General features: G+C 40.9%; 16 protein-coding genes and 1 pseudogene. 16 read left to right on the top strand and 1 reads right to left on the bottom strand.

Annotation, left to right across the window (positions count from 1 at the left end; genetic code table 11):
- Positions 1 to 45: 45 nt before the first annotated feature.
- From rnz to fbp, 7 genes and pseudogenes are all read left to right on the top strand, one after another.
- The gene (rnz, locus tag RI561_RS05690) at positions 46 to 1,287 is read left to right on the top strand and encodes a ribonuclease Z (RefSeq protein ID WP_395079261.1); all 1,242 of its coding nucleotides are present in this window, start codon (positions 46 to 48) and stop codon (positions 1,285 to 1,287) included.
- Positions 1,288 to 1,296: 9 nt separating this feature from the next.
- On the top strand, positions 1,297 to 3,069 hold the full coding sequence (locus RI561_RS05685; protein WP_395079260.1) for an ABC transporter ATP-binding protein: 1,773 nt from the start codon (positions 1,297 to 1,299) through the stop codon (positions 3,067 to 3,069).
- Positions 3,070 to 3,198: 129 nt separating this feature from the next.
- Positions 3,199 to 3,462 carry a hypothetical protein gene (locus RI561_RS05680; protein ID WP_395079259.1) on the top strand — a complete coding sequence of 88 codons (264 nt, stop codon included), beginning with the start codon at positions 3,199 to 3,201 and terminating at the stop codon, positions 3,460 to 3,462.
- A gap of 18 nt (positions 3,463 to 3,480) precedes the next feature.
- Positions 3,481 to 4,591, top strand: a protein-coding gene (gene prfB / locus RI561_RS05675; protein ID WP_395079258.1) for a peptide chain release factor 2 whose coding sequence is annotated in 2 segments (ribosomal slippage) — positions 3,481 to 3,546 and positions 3,548 to 4,591 — 1,110 coding nt in all. Because the reading frame shifts where the segments join, the coding sequence is not laid out codon by codon here.
- Positions 4,578 to 6,166: pseudogene (nadB, locus tag RI561_RS05670) on the top strand (L-aspartate oxidase). The gene prfB and the pseudogene nadB overlap by 14 nt, the downstream one beginning before the upstream one ends.
- Positions 6,163 to 6,759, top strand: coding sequence for a dephospho-CoA kinase (coaE, locus tag RI561_RS05665; protein ID WP_395079257.1), 597 nt, complete (start codon positions 6,163 to 6,165; stop codon positions 6,757 to 6,759). Before nadB ends, coaE begins: the two are co-directional and overlap by 4 nt.
- A gap of 81 nt (positions 6,760 to 6,840) precedes the next feature.
- Complete coding sequence (gene fbp / locus RI561_RS05660) at positions 6,841 to 7,869, top strand: class 1 fructose-bisphosphatase (protein WP_395079256.1); 1,029 nt, start codon at positions 6,841 to 6,843, stop codon at positions 7,867 to 7,869.
- 11 nt (positions 7,870 to 7,880) lie between these two features.
- Here fbp and RI561_RS05655 read toward each other — a convergent pair whose 3' ends face one another.
- The gene (locus RI561_RS05655; RefSeq protein WP_395079255.1) at positions 7,881 to 8,366 is read right to left on the bottom strand and encodes a DUF192 domain-containing protein; all 486 of its coding nucleotides are present in this window, start codon (positions 8,364 to 8,366) and stop codon (positions 7,881 to 7,883) included.
- A 199-nt stretch (positions 8,367 to 8,565) separates the two neighbouring features.
- Here RI561_RS05655 and rimP point away from each other — a divergent pair, with 199 nt between their 5' ends.
- The 9 genes from rimP (at position 8,566) to RI561_RS05610 (ending at position 19,331) form a co-directional block, all read left to right on the top strand.
- The gene (rimP, locus tag RI561_RS05650) at positions 8,566 to 9,030 is read left to right on the top strand and encodes a ribosome maturation factor RimP (RefSeq protein WP_395079254.1); all 465 of its coding nucleotides are present in this window, start codon (positions 8,566 to 8,568) and stop codon (positions 9,028 to 9,030) included.
- Positions 9,031 to 9,043: 13 nt separating this feature from the next.
- The gene (gene nusA / locus RI561_RS05645; protein ID WP_395079253.1) at positions 9,044 to 10,300 is read left to right on the top strand and encodes a transcription termination factor NusA; all 1,257 of its coding nucleotides are present in this window, start codon (positions 9,044 to 9,046) and stop codon (positions 10,298 to 10,300) included.
- A gap of 57 nt (positions 10,301 to 10,357) precedes the next feature.
- Entirely contained in the window at positions 10,358 to 13,237 is a 2,880-nt protein-coding gene (gene infB, locus RI561_RS05640) for a translation initiation factor IF-2 (protein WP_395079252.1), read from the top strand.
- 88 nt (positions 13,238 to 13,325) lie between these two features.
- Complete coding sequence (gene rbfA, locus RI561_RS05635) at positions 13,326 to 13,700, top strand: 30S ribosome-binding factor RbfA (protein WP_395079251.1); 375 nt, start codon at positions 13,326 to 13,328, stop codon at positions 13,698 to 13,700.
- Positions 13,700 to 14,443, top strand: a complete 744-nt coding sequence (gene truB, locus RI561_RS05630) for a tRNA pseudouridine(55) synthase TruB (protein ID WP_395079250.1) — start codon at positions 13,700 to 13,702, stop codon at positions 14,441 to 14,443. Before rbfA ends, truB begins: the two co-directional genes overlap by 1 nt.
- Complete coding sequence (locus RI561_RS05625; RefSeq protein ID WP_395079249.1) at positions 14,431 to 15,360, top strand: bifunctional riboflavin kinase/FAD synthetase; 930 nt, start codon at positions 14,431 to 14,433, stop codon at positions 15,358 to 15,360. Before truB ends, RI561_RS05625 begins: the two co-directional genes overlap by 13 nt.
- 97 nt (positions 15,361 to 15,457) lie before the next feature.
- Positions 15,458 to 15,727: a 30S ribosomal protein S15 gene (gene rpsO / locus RI561_RS05620; RefSeq protein WP_395079248.1), complete on the top strand. Its 270-nt coding sequence runs from the start codon at positions 15,458 to 15,460 to the stop codon at positions 15,725 to 15,727.
- Between the two features lie 111 nt (positions 15,728 to 15,838).
- Positions 15,839 to 17,953, top strand: coding sequence for a polyribonucleotide nucleotidyltransferase (gene pnp / locus RI561_RS05615; protein ID WP_395079247.1), 2,115 nt, complete (start codon positions 15,839 to 15,841; stop codon positions 17,951 to 17,953).
- Between the two features lie 127 nt (positions 17,954 to 18,080).
- Positions 18,081 to 19,331, top strand: a complete 1,251-nt coding sequence (locus tag RI561_RS05610) for a M16 family metallopeptidase (RefSeq protein ID WP_395079246.1) — start codon at positions 18,081 to 18,083, stop codon at positions 19,329 to 19,331.
- The last annotated feature ends 55 nt before the right edge of the window (positions 19,332 to 19,386 follow it).

Genomic DNA, 19,386 nt, shown 5'->3' with positions numbered 1-19,386 from the left:
TGAAAGCAACGCCTCTACCAAACATACATAACGGGAGATAGAACAATGATCGTAGTACCATTAGGAGTAGCATCGGCAACACCAACAGCAGTACGTCACTTACCATCAGTAGCTTTATGGAGAGAAGGAAGTGTTTTCCTTTTTGACTGTGGTGAAAATGCACAAATGCGTATGCTGCAAGCCGGCATCAAGAGATCAAAAATAGAGGCTATATTTATATCTCATTTTGATGTAGACCATTTTTCAGGTTTACTTGGGCTTGTAGCTACTCTGCAACTTCAAAGACGAGAAAAACCATTAGCCATTATTGGTCCGGAAGGACTAAAAGAATTTGTAGAATACAATCTTAAATTTGCTGATATCCAGCCAACATACGAGATCAATTTTCATGAAATTGCTGATGATATTGAATCAGAGGTAGTTCATGATGCTGATGAATATTATGTAGAGGCAAGACCTCTGAAACACAATAAGTTTTGTGTAGGTTTTCGGTTTCAGGAAAAGGATAAGCCCGGCAAAGTTGATGCCGACAAAGCTCAAAAGATGGGAATATCCGAAGATGCTCAATACAAAGAATTGAAAGCCGGAAATGATGTTACTCTGGAAGACGGAACAGTTGTAAGGTCTACTGATATTGTAGGACACCCACGACCCGGAGATAGTTTTGCTTACGTAACTGATACCGAATACACCCCTAATGCCGTTAAGTTGGCAATGAACACCAATATCCTGTATCACGAGGCAACCTTCGGTAAAGATTTGGAAGACAAAGCCAGAGAAACCGGTCACTCATCTACAGCGGATGCCGCCCGTGTAGCTACAGAAGCACAAACCAAATTGTTGGTGATTGGACACTTCTCAGCGCGCTACACCAATGAGCATGACTTGTTGAAAGAAGCACGCGAAGGATTTTATCCCGCTTGGATAGCTAACGAATTGCGTCCTATTTTTACGGACCCAATGCACGAACGTGGAATTATTACTCCAAAAGTTGAAATTAAGGAGCTGAATAAAAAGTCCGGAAACAAAAACTATAAAGGACGAAAAAACCACAAAAGCGGAGGAAGTAAAAAGAAATTCCGAAGCCGAAAAGGCAGTTCGAACAGAGGAAAGAGTAATTCCTCGGGTGGGTCAAGCAAACGTAGCAGTAAAGACAAGTACAAACGTAAAACCTACGGAAGCAGTACCTATAGCGCTAATATTAAAGATTCAAAAGAAGATTCTGACTCAAGTTCACCTCGTAAGATTACTCCACGATCATCTTACGATGACTTTGACAGATTCTAAGCTTAGAACGTGAGTAAAAAAACAAAATCAGAAGCCGTCGATACTACTTTAATTCGAAGGCTTTATTTTTTCCTTAAGCCATATCGCTGGTTTGTACTATTAGCCATTGGTTTAACCTTGGCTGCCTCTTACTTGGGAACCATTCGTCCCAAGCTTACCCAAATTGCAGTTGATGAATATATAGCGGTTCAAGATTTTGAAGGCCTTTGGTGGATAGTGACACTACTTGCAGGTGCTTTGTTGGGTGAATTTATTTTGTTGGTTTTCAATACCTATATCACCCGATGGTTTGGGCAAAATGCTCTCTATTCTCTTCGAAACACAGTATTCAAAAAGATTCAAACGCTGAATGTTCAGTTTTTTGACAAAAATCCCATTGGCAGATTAATAACCAGAACCACCAGTGATATTGAGGCACTGAGTGAACTTCTTTCAGACGGTGTTGTAGCCATTGTTGGGGATATGTTTCGCATTATCTTCATACTATACTTCATGTTTAGCATGAATTGGGAGTTGAGTATTGTCACGCTAATGGTTCTGCCCATACTCTTTTATGCTACTTTCTGGTTCAAGGCAAAAGTGAGGGTAACGTTTTTGGAAGTCAGGGATAAAATTGCCCAGCTAAATTCATTTGTGCAGGAACACATCAACGGTATGGATGTGGTACAACTTTTTAACAGGGAAGAAAAGCAGCAAGAGAAATTTGAAGAAATAAATGCAGGTCACCGGGATGCATACATTAAAACCATCTTCTATTTTGCCATTTTTTGGCCAACGGTAGAAATGACGGCAAGTTTGGCAATGGCTCTCATTGTGTGGTATGGTGGCGCCAGGGCATTAATGGACGGGGTTACATTCGGTGTACTATTGGCCTTTATTCAGTATGCCCGGCAGTTCTTTAGGCCTATTCAGGGACTATCGGAAAAGTTTAATACCTTGCAGTCTGCGCTGGCTTCCTCAGAAAGAATATTCGGTGTATTAGATACAGATACACAAGTGGAGGACACCGACGATCCACAAACTATTTCCAATCCACAAGGAAAAATTGAGTTCGAAAATGTATGGTTTAAATACAACGAAGAAGAGGATTATGTTTTAAAGGATGTCAGTTTTACTGCAGAACCCGGTGAAGATATAGCCATAGTTGGAGCTACCGGGGCAGGTAAAACGACCATCATTAATATTTTGATGCGCTTCTATGATATAGAAAAAGGCACAATTAAAATTGATGGTGTTGACATACGAGACCTCAGTCTTCATGGTCTTCGGTCTCACTTTGGGTTGGTATTGCAAGATAATGCCCTTTTTTCAGGATCAATACTCGATAACATTACATTAGGAAATCCCGATATTAGCAGACAAGAAGTGATTGATGCCGCTCATAAAGTAGAAGCCCACCGATTTATTGAAAAACTACCGGAGACCTATGATTATGTATTACAAGAGAGAGGGGCCTCACTCTCCATGGGGCAAAGGCAGCTTATTTGTTTTGTGAGGGCTTTGGTTTATAATCCCGAGATTTTAATCCTTGATGAAGCAACTTCCAGTGTAGATTCGGAAACGGAAGCTTTGGTAACAGAATCGAGTAAATTAATGATGGAAGGACGGACTTCAATAGTTATTGCACATCGGCTTTCAACCATACAGCATGCAAACAAAATACTGGTGATGCATAAAGGGGTAATCAGGGAATCCGGGACGCATCAAGAGCTCATCTTACAAGAGAATGGAATTTATAAAAAGCTGTATGAGTTACAGTACAAAGACCAGTTAATAGCATAGGAACCGGGATTTAGAGTAAGTAATCTGAATAGGTTCATTTAATATATCTCTCTTTTTAAGTATAGATAACAGTAAATTTTTAGCACACGAATTTGTATTTTTAACTAAACCAAATAACGAGGTATAGTTATGGCATCTTCCAAGAAAAATTCGAAAGCAAAACAAGATATAGAAGAAACAATCTATGATACCACAGAGGCTCTTCAAGAAAAGGCAGAAGCAACCTATGATGCCTTATTAGATCGCCTGAAATATGAGCGTGACGGTCTTGAACGTGAATTAAAGCATGAGTACAGAAATGCTCGTCGCTATGTACGTGCCCACCCTGAGCAAGGATTGGGTATAGCATTTGTGGCAGGATTGGTTGTAGGTGCAATTCTTACCAGGAAATAATTATTACAAAAATATCAGATGGCAGTAAACACAGATCACTTAAATGAACTTTTTGAGCGTGTTGATGCGCTCAGGAGGTTCCTTTGACTACGAAAAACGAAAAGTCCGAATAATAGAACTTACCGAACAAACCCAGGACCCAAATTTTTGGAATGATCCTTCCAAGGCTCAATCAATTATGAAGGAATTGGATCATGAGAAAAGCCTGGTAGAAGGATGGGATCATCTCAATGAACTCAGAGACAGTATTAATGTATACCTTGAGTTCCAGGAAATGGGCGAGAATGTAGATGCTGAACTCGAAGCAGAAGTTAAAAAACTGGAGAAATCGCTCGAGACAATGGAGCTCAAAAATATGTTATCCGGTGAAGATGATCACCGCGATGCGATTGTCAATTTCAACCCGGGAGCCGGTGGCACAGAAAGTCAGGATTGGGCGGAAATGCTGTATCGAATGTACACAAGATGGGCAGAGAAGTCCGGTTTTAAAGTTTCGGTAGTGGATTATCAAGATGGTGATGTAGCTGGCCTGAAAAGTGCAACTATTGAAGTGAAAGGAGATAATGCATACGGCTTTCTTAAAGCTGAAAGTGGGGTACATCGTTTGGTACGTGTTTCTCCATTCGATAGTAATGCCCGCAGACATACTTCCTTTTGTTCAGTCTTTGTATCTCCGTTAATTGATGACACAATCGAGGTTGATATCAATGAGAGTGAAGTTGAATTACAGCGATTCCATTCTAGTGGTGCCGGTGGCCAAAATGTGAATAAGGTTGAAACCGGTGTTCGTTTGATATGGGAAGGAGAGCTCTCTGATGGAAGCACAGAACGAGTAGTTGCTGAATGTCAGCAGGAGCGTTCACAGCTTCAGAATCGTGAAAAGGCTATGGTGCTTTTAAAATCCCGGATTTATGAATTAGAGAAAGAAATCCGTGAGGCTGAAAAAGCCAAACTTGAGGGTTCAAAAAGTAAAAACGAGTGGGGATCACAAATTCGCAGTTATGTTTTTGATGATCAGCGTGTGAAAGATCACCGTACAAATTATGAAACAAGTGATGTAAGCGGTGTAATGGATGGCGATCTCGATGAGTTTATCAAATCCTATTTGCTGCAAGATGTCGAAGCTTAACTACGATTTTTTAGTCATTGGAAGTGGAATAGCAGGGCTGACCTTTGCGCTCAAAGCCGCGGAGCATGGAACGGTTGCTATAGTGACTAAAAAAGAAATGATGGAATCCAATACCTCATACGCTCAAGGCGGAATTGCAGGGGTAACGGCAAAACATGATTCTTTCGAGAAACACATTGAGGACACCCTCGAGGCCGGAGCCGGGCTATGCAATCGGGATGCCGTAGAATTGGTAGTAACAAAAGGCCCCGAAATGATTCGGGAATTAGTCGATCTTGGAGTTCAATTCACTAAAAAGAATGGGGAACTTGATTTAGGCCGGGAAGGAGGGCATTCCGAAAACAGAATCTTGCACGCTGCAGATGCTACTGGGTTTGAGATTGGGTCTGTTCTTGTAAGTAATGCTAAGAATCATCCGAATATTGATATTTTTGAGCACCATTTTGCGATGGAACTCCTCACTGAACACCACCTTGGTGGAAATGTAGATGAGACGAGTCAAATACATTGTTTTGGAGCTTATGTACTTGATGAAAACGAGGATGAAGTGCTTCGGATGTTAGCGAAGGTAACTTTATTGGCTTCAGGTGGAGCCGGAGAGGTGTATCAGCATACAACGAATCCCTCGGTCGCAACAGGAGATGGTATTGCAATGGCCTATCGAGCTAAAGCAAGGATTGAGAACATGGAGTTTGTCCAATTTCACCCCACGAGTTTGGCCGTCCCGGATGCAGAGTCTTTTTTAATTTCAGAAGCCGTCCGTGGTTTTGGGGGAATACTCCGAAATCACACCGGAGAAGCGTTTATGATTCATTATGATGAGCGTAAAAAATTAGCTCCGAGAGATATTGTAGCCAGGGCTATTGACGATCAGTTGAAGAAAAGTGGAGAAGATCATGTTTATTTGGATATAACACATCTCGACTCAAAAGAAATTAAAGCGGAGTTCCCAACCATATATGAGACCTGTCTCAATTATGGAATTGATATCACAAAAGACTTAATACCCGTAGTTCCGGCCACCCATTATACATGTGGTGGTGTTGCAACTGACTTGAATGGGCAAACCAGCATAGAAAGGTTGTTTGCTTGTGGGGAAGTTGCATGTACCGGCCTTCATGGTGCCAATCGATTGGCTTCTAATAGTTTACTTGAATCTATTGTATTTTCTGATCAGGCTTTTAATAAGGCTAAAGATGATTTTACTGAATATGAGTTTAGAGATGATATTCCGGAATGGAATGAATCGGGTACCGTAAATACCGAGGAATGGATTTTGGTTTCACATAACCGACAGGAATTAAAGAAAGTGATGTGGAATTATGTCGGTATTGTCAGAAGTGATTTTAGGCTTGAAAGAGCATTACGAAGAATAGAATTACTCTACAGAGAAACAGAAGAATTCTATCAACGCACTAAAGTGAATGTTTCTCTGTGTGAACTTCGTAATTTGGTTTGTTTAGGATATTTGATTGTTCGTTCTGCGATGCAAAAAAGGAGAGCAGGGGATTGCATTACAATACAAATTACCCGGAAAGAAACACTGAAAAACTAAAAACGGTGATTAAATCATGATTAAGGTTGGCATAACAGGAGGAATCGGTTCCGGAAAAACCACCTTTTGCAAAGAATGGGAAAAACTGGGAGCCACCGTACTCTATGCCGATGATTTTGCAAAACAACTGATGCTTGAAAATCAGAAGCTAAAGAATCAAATTAAACAGACTTTTGGGGAACAAGCTTATAACGAACAAGGGGAGTTAAACCGAGCATTTTTAGCCAAGGAAGCTTTCGAAAAGGGACGGGTGGAAGAGCTTAATGATCTTGTTCATCCGGTGTTGTGGGAAGAGGTTGAAGGTATAGCTGAGCAAGAGGAACAAAAAGGAACGAAGGTATTTGCAAAAGAGGCTGCTATTCTGCTGAACAATGGTCGCCCGGAAGGATTAGACTATGTAATAATAATACTTGCCGACAAGCAAAAAAGAATAGAAAGAACGTTGGAAAGAGACGAAGCAACCAAAAACTCTGTGGAAGAACGAATGGCAAAACAGCCTGATTTTGAGAATTTAACGCACCTTGCAGATTATGTTGTTGTTAATGACGGGAGCATTAGTGAATTGAAGGAAAAAGCCAGACGGATTCTCGAAGAGATTGAAACACAAGTTTGAATTTTGCGCAAGCAATGAGAATTTGTCGCCAAAAGATTTTTATATTGCAGAAAAGCGCTTCCATAAATAGTAAAAGCAAAAATGGTAGATAAAGATAATTCAAGATTAGAAACCTTAGAAGAATACATCATTCAATCTCAAAATAAGTTTCCGGGGGCCACAGGGGAGCTCTCACAGCTGTTGAGGGACATCGGGCTGGCAGCAAAGATTATTTCGCGTGAAGTAAATAAAGCCGGGATTACCAATATTTTGGGATTTGACGGATCCAAAAACATACATGGAGAAGCAGTAAAAAAATTGGATCTTTTTGCAGATCAACAGCTTATTTCTGCACTGAACCGCTCCATGATAACATGTATGGTTATTTCTGAAGAAAATGACGGCATTGTTAAGTTGAGCAGCAAAGGGGGGAAATACATTGTGTTCCTGGATCCACTTGACGGATCTTCTAACATTGATGTAAATGTATCTATTGGGAGTATTTTTTCGGTTTATATGAGAGAGCCCCGTTTTGATTCTACCCTGCGCGAATCTGACGCACTGCAGCCGGGAGTAAGACAAGTGGCCGCGGGATATGTTCTCTATGGGTCAAGTACCATTTTGGCCTATACCACTGGATTAGGTGTTTCCGTATTTACCTTAGATCCAAGTATTGGTGAATTCATATTAAGCGAAAAGAAAATTAAGATGCCTGAACACGGGGGGATTTACAGCATCAATGAAGGAAGTTATAACTCCTGGGATCCGGGGTTAAAAAAATATATTAAATATTGTCAAGATGAGGATGCTGAAACAGGCCGACCATATTCAGCGAGGTATATCGGTTCAATGGTAGCAGATATACATCGTACGTTAATTAAAGGGGGAATTTTTATTTATCCTCATAGTAAAAAATATCCAAGTGGTAAACTACGCCTCATGTACGAGTGCAATCCTTTGAGTTTTATTATTGAACAAGCCGGTGGAATGGCAACAGATGGTAAAAAGCGCATTATGGAATTAGAGCCAAACGCCATTCATCAGCAAACGCCCATCTATATTGGCTCCAAAAAGAATGTGCAAAAAGTGATGGAGTTTTTAGAGAAACATGAAGCCGTAGAGCAAGAATAGAGTAAATAGTTCTAAAACCTGATCTTCATTCCTTCTTGAATATCATTAGATACAGCATACCCGGCGTTCGTTTCTACCACAAATTTTGCAGGACCGTCAGAAGGTAATTGTTCACTGTTAAATGGGGTGGTATTATGGTGAATTCGAATAATGACACTGTCTTGGTTCACAAACATAATGTCAAGAGGAAGGGGGGTATTTGCCATGTAAAAACTGCGTTCGGCTTCATCAGGAAAGATAAAAATCATGCCTGCATCATTTGGCAAGTCATTGACATCCATTAACCCTTGATTTCTCTCCGGGCCCTCGTCTGCAACGGCCGCTCTTATTGTCGAAATTTCATCACCTTCCGTATTTAAAAAAGTAACTTCATTGGTAAAGTCTAATTGTCTCCCGGTTGGAGTAGTATTTTCTGTTTTCTGCTCTTTACTTCCACAGGAAATAATAAAATTGAACAAAATGATGTAAGTGAACAGGGGCTTTAAATGTGATTTCATTAGAAAATATTAGATTGTGAATATTGCCGGACATTAAATTATAGAATCATTTACAAATTAACTCAAAACATTGTTATCAAAAAATGAATCTATACTCAATCCGTTTGATTCATTGAAATTTAGCCGAAATAGAGCTACCTTAGGAAGGCAGTGAGCGCCGAAAGGCACTCGCTTTTTTTTGTTTCAAAATTTGGTGTAAATGCAATTAGGTATCATAAAAAATATTAAAGACTTAGCAACTCCTCTTGCAGAAGAGCACAACCTCTTTGTTGTAGATGTTGAGATCAAAACCGGAAGCGGAATTGCCGAAGTCTGGATATTGCTTGACAGTGAAGCCGGTGGTGTGAACATTGATCATTGTGCTGAAATTAGCAGAGAACTCGGTTTTTTAGTTGAAGCGCACGAGTTATTTGACAGTAAGTACAGGTTGAATGTTTCGTCGCCGGGATTGAGCAGACCACTAAGTGATAAACGTCAATACAAGAAAAATGAAGGACGTGTAGCAGCGGTCAAATTCAAAAATAGTTCTGGAGAATACCAGAAAATTGATGGTGTAATTACCGGTGTTCACGAAAACATTATTGCTATAACCGATGAAGACGAAGTAGAAATTGAGATACCATTTGATTCCATTGTTGAAACCAAAATTATCCCCGTAATTTAATTAAGCTAAACTGATGCAGAACGAATTATCAAAACAAATTATCTCCTCATTTGCTGAAATTGCTCATGAGAAAGGCATTGATCGCGATATGCTTCTTTCCATTTTGGAAGATGTATTTCGAACCATGATTCGTAAAAAATATGAGTCCGATGAGTCTTTTGAGGTTATTTTAAACGCTGACCGGGGAGAAATTCAGATTTTACATGTTCAGGAAGTTGTTCCTGAAGACGAACTTACAGATGAAGTAGCAGAAATATCGTTGGAAGATGCTCAGAAAATAGACCCTGACATCGAGTTATATGATGAATTAGCCCAGGAAATCCAAATCACAGACTTTGGCCGTCGGGCAGTTACCATGGCTCGCCAGCAGTTGGCACAGCGTATCCGAGAAATTGAAAAAGACAATATTTACGAAGATTATTCGGATCGGGTAGGAGAAATTATTCTTGGCGATGTGTATCAGGTGCGCCAGAATAAAGATATTCTTGTCAACCACAATGGTGTTGAGCTCCTTTTGCCCAAAAGTGAGCAGATTTACAAAGATCGGTATCGTAAAGGTGATACCATTCGTGCTGTAGTAACTGAGGTGCGCATGCGGAATGGTAATCCGACGGTAATCATTTCAAGAACATCAGAGTTATTTTTAGAACGACTTTTTGAAAATGAGATTCCTGAAGTTTTTGATGGCATCATCGAATTGGTACGTATAGCCCGGTCTCCGGGAGATCGTTCCAAAGTAGCCGTTTTATCGCACGATGAACGGGTAGATCCTGTTGGTGCCTGTGTGGGCATGAAAGGAATCAGGATTCATGCTATTGTACGAGAACTTCAAAATGAAAATATCGACGTAATTAACTTCACTCCTGATAAACACGAATTTATAAAGCGTGCCTTGCAGCCTGCTGAAGTGTTAAAAGTGGAATTGAACGAAGAAAATAAACAGGCCAATGTATTGGTACCGGCTGATGAAGTTTCTAAAGCAATTGGTAAGGGTGGAGTTAATATTCGCCTTGCTTCAAAGCTTGCCGGTGTTGAAATTGACGTATATCGCGAAGTTGAAGAAGAAGATGATATTGATATTGATGAATTTGCCGTAGATTTCGGTGAAGATGTAATTCAAATGCTTCACGATATAGGTTGTGACACCGCCCGTGCAGTACTTGAATTAAATGCTGAAGAATTAGTTAGCAGAACGAACGAAGAAATAGATCCCGAGCTCGCTGAGAAGATTATGGATGTAATTGCCTACGAATTTGAGGACGAGTCATAAGTCGGCAATTCCACTCAAAAATTCTTAGTTTAATAAGCTCACATTTAAAACTCATTTATGACGTCTAAAAGACCCAAACCATTATTCAAAGTTGCATCCGAATTTAATGTAACTACACAGACTATTGTAGATACATTAAATGATAAAGGTTTTGATGCATCCAACCGTCCAAACTACAAAGTTACACCAGAGATGTATACCATCCTGGATCAAGAGTACGGTGAGGACAAAGCTAAGAGCGCAGATCACGAAAAAGCTCGTGAGGAGTACGAAAGCCGTCGAAACCAAATGATGAACCAGCGAAATGAGAGTGTGACTATCGATAATGTGCTGGAGCCCATTGAAGATAGTATCGGTTTGGAGCCTGAAGAGGATACGCCTGATTTAGAACCAGAAGAAGAGACACTGGATTTAGAGCCCGAACCGGAGGATGAAGAAGAAGAGGATGATCTTGAAGCAGAACCACAGGAAGAGGTAGAAAAAGAAAAAGATCAGCCGGAAGATGAACCTGAGAAAAAGGAAGAAAAAGCTGAAGACGAAGTTAAAGAAGAAGGTGTAGCAGAAGAGAAACCTGAGGAAGAAGAGCAGACTAAAGCAAAAGACGAGGAAAAAAAGGAAGAAGCTGCAGAAGAGAGAAAACCTGAAAAGACTGAAAAAACTGACGACGAAGAAAAAGAAGAACAGAAAGTAGAGGCTAAGAAAGAGTCTTCAGATCAGAAAGAAGAAGAGAAGAAAGAAGCCAAATCTGATAAAGAAACAGAAGACAAAGCAGAGAAGGAAGAGGATAAGAGTGACGCCGAAGAAGAAGAGGATGAAGATGTAATCCGTGGGGCGGCAGGTAAGCTTAAGGGAACTAAGGTATTAGGTAAAGCATCTTTCACCAGCGATGTTGCCGACAAGAAACGGCGCAAGAAGAGAAAACGTCGTAAAGATCGAAAAGACGATGATGATTCAGGCACTAAGAAGAAAAAATCTACCAGTAAGAAAAAGAAGAAGAGAAAGCGTAAGAGTGAAATTGATGAAACGGATGTAGATAAAATGATGCGCGAAACCATGCAGAAGATGAAAGCATCTAAAACTGTAGGGAGTAAGCGACAAAAACGCCGGCGAGAAAGAAAAGAGGAGCGCGAGGAGGAACTGCAAAAGCAAGCAGAACGTGAAGAACAGGAGTCTGATGTTATAGAAACAACAGAATTCATCACTGCAAACGAACTTGCTGACCTCCTGGATGTAGGGGTTAATGATATTATTTCCATCTGTATGTCAATTGGTTTGATGATCACCATCAACCAAAGGCTTGATGCAGGAACCATAGAATTGGTTGCCGAGGAATACGGTAAAGAAGTTAAGTTTATTGAAGCCGAGGAAATGGATGAGGAACTTACCATTCCCGAGGATGATGAAGAAGACCTTAATCCCCGTGCACCTATCATTACTGTCATGGGGCACGTTGATCACGGTAAAACTTCGTTGCTTGACTATATCAGGGAAGAGAAAGTTGCAGCAGGCGAGGCCGGTGGTATTACGCAGCACGTTGGTGCTTACCAAGTCGTACATAATGAGAATGAAATTACTTTCTTAGATACACCGGGTCACGAGGCCTTTACCGCAATGCGTTCTCGTGGTGCGCAAGCTACCGATATTGTTATTCTGGTAGTTGCAGCTGATGACTCTGTGATGCCCCAAACTATTGAGGCTATCAATCACGCCAAAGCAGCGGGAGTACCTATAGTTGTAGCAATCAATAAGATGGATCTGGAGGGTGTAAATCCGGATAGAATTAAATCCGAATTGGCCGAGCATGATGTTATTGTTGAGGAATACGGAGGTCAGGTTCAGTATGCAGAGGTTTCAGCCCACACAGGACAGGGAATTGAAGACCTGCTTGAAAAACTATTGATTGAATCCGAATTACTTGAACTTAAAGCCAATGCAGACCGAAGAGCAGATGGTGTTGTTCTTGAAGCACGACTTGATAAAGGAAAGGGTATTGTAGCAAATATCCTGGTGCAGGGTGGTACGCTTAAAGTTGGCGATCCGTTTGTGGCAGGACCTTGTTTTGGTCGCGTACGTGCTATGGAAAACGAGCATGGACAAAGAGTAGAAAAAGCAGGACCGTCAACACCGGTTCAGTTAATGGGTTTTGATGATATGCCCCAGGCCGGTGACAAACTGGTTGTAGCGGAAGATGAGAAAACTGCTAAAGAAGTAGCCAACGAGCGTATGCAAATTCGTCGGGAACAGTCGATACGCAAAACCAAGCATATGACCCTCGACGATATTTCAAGACGACTTGCTCTGGGTGAAGTATCTGAACTGAATGTAATTGTAAAAGCCGACGTGGATGGTTCTATTGAGGCGCTTTCCGGTTCACTTCAGAAATTAAGTACTGATGAAGTTGCTGTAAATATAATACACACCGGGGCAGGAGCAATTTCTGAATCCGATGTATTGCTCGCATCTGCTTCTGATGCCATTATTATTGGTTTCCAGGTTAGACCAACTTCACAAGCCCGTAAGCTTGCCGAAGAAGAAGAGATTGATGTCCGTCTATTCAGTGTTATTTATGATGCTGTTGATGAAGTACGTGATGCTCTTGAAGGTCTTCTGTCACCTGAAATCAAAGAACAGATGATGGGTGTCGTAGAAGTCCGTGAGACTTTCAAAGTATCCAAGGTTGGAACCATTGCCGGTTGTTATGTAACAGAAGGTAAAGTTGAACGAAATAACCCGATCAGACTTGTTCGTGATGGAGTTGTAATCTATGACGGTGAAATCGATGCCCTAAAACGTTTCAAAGATGACGTCAAAGAAGTATCCTCCGGATATGAGTGCGGTATCAGTATACAGGGTTATAATGATATCAAAGTCGGTGACCAAATAGAGAGTTATAAAGTAGTAGAAGAGAAACGTACGCTCGAAGACTCAGCCGGTTAAGGTTTATTGAAAGCCCCGGTTTCCTGAAAGCATTTATCTGCATTTGAAAACCGGGTTTAGAATTTTGAACATCTCAAATTATTGAATCATGGGTTTCAGACCAGAGCGATTAGCAGCAGTTATAAAAAAGGATATCGGTCACATTATTCAACAATCTTACCAGCCCGACGGTACTTTCGTGACGGTTACCAATGTGAGAATGACAGATGACTTGTCTATTGCAAGAATATATCTAAGTGTTTTTGCACCCGGTCGGGATGAATTGCCGGTCTATCAATTCATTAACGAACATATTGACGAAATCAGATACGAGCTGGCTTCAAAAATAAAAAATCAGGTTCGTAAAATTCCTGAGCTTCACTTTTACCAGGATGACACCGCCGAATACGTCAACAAGATCGAACAGCTTTTCAAGAAAGTGAATATTCCGGAAAAGGATTCCGATACGCAAGACAACAACTGATGGCGCAAGCAATACCATTAGATCAGCTCCCTGTATTTGGTAAAAACCAGCTTCCCACCAAAGAAACAGATTTTAAAGCAGGGGCCATATTTCTGATTGATAAACCGTTGGAATGGTCCAGTTTTGATGTGGTAAAGTTTTTGAGAAAACGCATACGGGTGAAGAAAACGGGTCATGCAGGAACCCTTGATCCTCTGGCAACCGGTCTTTTGATCTTATGTTGTGGCAAGGCCACTAAATCTATCTCCATGATTCAGGAACTTCCTAAAACCTATTTGGCAGAAATTACTTTCGGCAAGGCCACCTCAACCTACGATGCTGAAGGAGAGGTGGTTGAAGAAAGGGAATGGGCACATATCACCGGAAAAAATATTGTTGAAGTTTTAAAACAAGAATTTACCGGCACTATCAATCAGGTACCACCCATGTATTCTGCTTTAAAGTACGGTGGAAAGAAATTGTATGAATTAGCCCGGGAAGGAAAAGAAGTTGACCGTCCGCCGAGACAAATCACGTTACATCGCCATGAAATTTTAAATTTTGATACTCCTAAATTGAAACTGAAAACAGATTGCAGTAAAGGAACATATATTCGTTCTTTGGCAAGAGATCTTGGGGAAGCGCTTGAATCAAAAGCCTTTCTAAGTGGATTAGAACGAACTGCAATCGGACATTATTCAGTGGATGAGGCATTACACCCTCACGACCTGGCAGACCAATTAAAAGAGTTATGGGAAAGTTAATTGAGTTAAAAAATATTGAGCGAAATCCTAATACGGTGGTCACCGTTGGAACATTCGACGGGGTTCACATCGGGCATCGTAAACTCATGGAAACGGTAGTGGAAAAAGCTAATGAACGTAACGCCAGAAGTTTAGTCGTTACATTCGATCCGCACCCACGTGAAATTATCAATCCCGGGGAAGACGGCATAAAAATGCTGACTACCTTAAAAGAACGCTGTGAAATTTTAGAGGATTTGGGGATTGATGTGCTATTGGTGATTCCCTTTGATCGTGACTTTTCCCTGCTTAGCTCGGAAGAATTTGTCCGAGATATTATTCATAAAAAAATAGGAGTAAGTGAATTTGTAATTGGCTATGACCATCATTTTGGCAAAGATCGCGAAGGCACTATAGATACCATCAAAAAACTGGGACAAAAGTTAGGTTTTGATTCCTATGTGGTTTCCAAGCAGGAAATGGGAGATGTAACCATAAGTAGTACCGTGACCCGAAAAACGCTGGCTGTGGAGGGTAACGTGAAGAAAGCCGCAGAATACCTTGGCCGTGAATACCTGCTGAATGGGATAGTGATGCATGGAGATGAGCGAGGGCGTAAGATTGGCTATCCAACTGCAAACCTTAAACCTGAGCATAAAAATAAAGTCATTCCAAAAAACGGGGTATATGCGGTGAAAGTGCGCGTAGCAGGTGAATGGTCTGGGGGAATGATGAATATCGGTCTTCGCCCGACATTTGGGGAAGATGAACGAACAATAGAAGTCAATATCTTCGATTTTGATGAAGAGATTTATGGGGATACCATTCAAGTTCGTTTTATAGATCGTATTCGGGATGAACAAAAATTTGAGGGTATTGAAGCGCTGAAGCAACAACTAAAAAAAGATAAGCAAAGCAGTAGAAAGATTTTAGGCTAAGGTGGAAATCATTGATCAAGTTATTGTCCATTACACTAAAAACCCCTATCTTTGAAAACTATAAATCGATTTATATAAGTTATAACTAAACATTGCAATGACCATAACCGCAGAAGAAAAAAAAGAAATCTTTAAGAAGTTTGGAAAAAGTGAAACCGATACGGGTTCCACTGAAGGACAAATTGCCCTTCTCACCAAAAGAATTAATGACCTAACCGAACACCTGAAAGACAATAAATTAGATCACGCATCTCGACGTGGATTATTGAAAATGGTTGGAAAAAGAAGAAGGTTGTTAAACTACCTTATGAAGAACGATATCGAGAAGTACAGAGAACTCATCAAAGAGCTCGGTATCCGTAAGTAATTATATATCGTATAAAGGCTCCATTGTGGAGCCTTTTTTAATTTATCCTGCCGCTATTATTTCTTATCTGTTGTTGGCAGGGTTCGCAAATCAATAAAGACAAAAAAGACAATGAAAGAAGAAATAAGAAGTGTAGAATTTGCACCGGGAAAGGTGCTTTCAGTAGAAACAGGCAGGATTGCTAAGCAAGCCGATGGCGCTGTAGTGGTTCGAATGGGAGATACCCAGGTATTATGTACCGCCGTAAGTGCTAAAGAACCAAAACCGGGACAGAACTTTTTCCCATTAGTAGTTGATCACAGAGAAAGTTTTTCAGCCGGCGGACGTTTCCCCGGTGGATTTATGAAGCGTGAAGGACGTCCTTCCGAAAAAGAAATTTTAGCGAGTCGTTTAATTGACCGCAGTTTACGTCCTTTATTTCCCAAAGGATATTTATGTGAAACCCAAATCATCTCAAGCGTTCTTTCTTCAGATGGAGAAAATGATGGGGATGTATTAGGTGGATTTGGAGCCTCAGCTGCTTTGCATATCTCAGACGTACCATTTGAAGGCCCTATGGCCGAAGTTCGTGTAGGTCGTGTTGACGGCGAATTTGTTATCAACCCAACACTTTCAGAATTGGAAAAAAGCGATATCGACATGATTGTGGGTGGTACTGCTGATTCTGTTTTGATGATGGAAGGAGAGATGGATGAAATTTCAGAAGATGAAATGCTGGGTGCGATTAAAGCAGCTCACGCCTCAATTATTACTTTATGTGAATTCCAGGAAGAACTTCGAGAAGAGTACGGTAACGATAAAAGAGAATTTGTTCCAGAATCTAATCCCGAAGAAATTGAAAATAAAGTTCGCGAATTAGCTACCGACAAAATCAAAGATGTAGTTAACATCGGACTTGGAAAAGAAGAATATTCCGAAAAGCTTCAGGAAGCCAAAGACAGCGTTATTGCTGAGCTTGAAGAAGAGTTTGAAGAAGAAATGGATATTGTCAAGGATATCCTGAGTTCTGTAGAGAAGGAAGAACTCCGAAACATGATTCTGGAGAAAAAACGCAGAATTGACGGCCGTGCTCCTGAAGATGTTCGTGATATCTGGACACAAGTCGGATACCTCGCTCGAACACACGGATCAGCAGTATTTACCCGTGGTGAAACACAGGCACTGGTTTCCGTTACATTAGGTACGAAAAAAGATGCCCAGGCTGTTGACACCTTGTTTGATGAGGAAGAGAAGAAATTCTATCTGCATTATAACTTTCCTCCATATTCAGTTGGAGAAGCCGGATTTTTAAGAGGTCCCGGCCGACGAGAAATTGGCCACGGACACCTTGCCGAACGAGCGCTTAGAATGATGATGCCATCTTTTGATGATTTCGGTTATGTAATCCGTGTAATTTCTGACATTACTGAATCCAACGGTTCATCTTCCATGGCTTCCGTTTGTGGTGGCTCTATGGCATTGATGGATGCCGGTGTTCCCCTCAAAAAACCGGTTGCAGGTATTGCAATGGGTATGATTGTGGGTGAAAATAACTCGGTTGTTCTTTCAGATATTCGTGGTGAAGAAGATTTCATGGGCGACATGGACTTCAAAACAGCCGGTACTGCGGATGGTATTACTGCCTGCCAGATGGATATGAAAGTACAAGGTATTTCATTTGATGTTATGGAAGAAGCCCTCAAACAAGCACATACTGGAAGAATGCACATTCTAGGCAAAATGGCAGAGACCCTTTCAACCCCGAGAGAGCAACTATCTGAATACGCACCACAGTTTATCAATATGGAAATTGATGGCGATATGATTGGTGCTGTTATTGGGCCAGGTGGAAAAGTAATTCAAACTCTTCAGAAAGAAACCGATACCGAAATCTGGATCGAAGAAGATGACGATACCGGAAAAGGTAAGATCACTATTTCTGCAGACAGCCTCGATAAAGCGAAAGATGCGCAAGAACGCATTAAAGCAATTACCGGGCAGTTAGAAGAAGGAGCTGTTTATAAAGGTGAAGTGAAGTCTATTAAAGATTTCGGTGCCTTTGTAGAGATTGCTCCCGGTAGAGACGGATTACTTCATATTTCGGAAGTAGCACACGAACATGTTAAGAACGTAAATGATTACATGAGTGTTGGTGACGAAATTGAAGTTAAATTGCTCAAAATTGAACCGGGCAATAAACTTCGTCTGTCCAGAAAAGTTCTGTTAGATAAAGACGAGGAAGAGTAAGTCTTTACTCGAAAAGCTTAGTATATTTGGCGCTCTTTCTTTTAGGAAGAGCGCCATTTTTTTGAATGGTAAACCGATCTATTTTCTAATATGGATGGATCGAATATCAAATAAGATTTAAAGGAATATGTCAGAAGCACAAGAAATCGATTTTATTAATAAGAGTACTTTGGACAACGGACTCCGCATTGTAACAGAGCATATTGACAGCGTTAAAAGCGTATCCGTTGGAATTTGGGTTAAAACAGGTGGGCGTAACGAAACCGAAGAACAGGCAGGAATAACGCATTTCCTGGAACATATGCTTTTCAAAGGCACCGATTCCAGATCTTCTTACGACATTGCGCTGAGTATGGAATCAGTCGGTGGTTATTTGAATGCATTTACCTCATCTGAATATACCTGCTATTATGCTCGATGCGTGAACACCCAGCTTGATCGAGCCTTGGATGTTCTTTCTGATATGGTGTTACATCCATCCTTCCCGGAAGAGGAAGTTGAAAAGGAAAAAAAGGTGGTGATCGAGGAGATGAAGATGTATCGTGATTCTCCGGATGATTATCTTTTTGAGGAATTTAATGCCAAGATTTTTGAAGGACATGAACTTGGTCGCCCTGTGCTTGGGTTTGAGAAAACGGTTTCCGATTTTTCACGACAGGATTTGTATGACTACATGAGCGACCGATATTACCCCGGCAACTTATTAATTTCGGTAGCCGGGAATGTTGATCATGATCGTGTTGTGGAGGCCGTTAAGGAGTATTTTGAGCAATTGGAGGCTAAAAATGTTGAAGAAAAAGAACAGCCTCTTCCTGAATTTAAAAATGAGGACATAACCCTCACAAAACCGATTGAGCAAACGCATTACATCTACGGTCGAAGAGCGCTGAATTTTGATCACGATGATAAGTATTTATTACTCATGGCTAATATCGTACTCGGTGGCGGAATGAGTTCACGGCTACATCAGAACGTTCGTGAGAAGTATGGATACTGCTACTCTATTCAGACGTTCAACCAATCTTATACTGATACCGGTTTATGGGGAATTTATGTGGGAACCGATAAAGATTATGTTGACCACGTTCGTGAACTCATCAAAAAAGAACTAAAGAAAATGCAGGATGACCCGGTTCCTGAAAAAGAACTCGAAGAAGCCAAAGCCCAATTAAAAGGAAAACTTCTGCTCTCACAGGAAAGTACCAGTAATCGCATGACCCGACTCGCCAAAAGTGAATTATATTTCGGACGTTTCGTAACTTTAGATGAGCTGGTTGATAATATTGATGCGGTTACGGCCGAACAAATTCAATCTTTTGTACAGGAATTCTTCAACGAAGAAAACTTCATGGAAGCCATACTGTTACCGGAAAATTAGGCACAAGTTTGTAGGCGCAAGGCTCAAGGTACAAGGAATAAGAAAACAACTTGCA

The organism is Gracilimonas sp. (assembly GCF_031581265.1).
Taxonomy (GTDB): Bacteria; Bacteroidota; Rhodothermia; order Balneolales; family Balneolaceae; genus Gracilimonas.
This window is presented reverse-complemented; position numbering and strand designations above follow the sequence as displayed.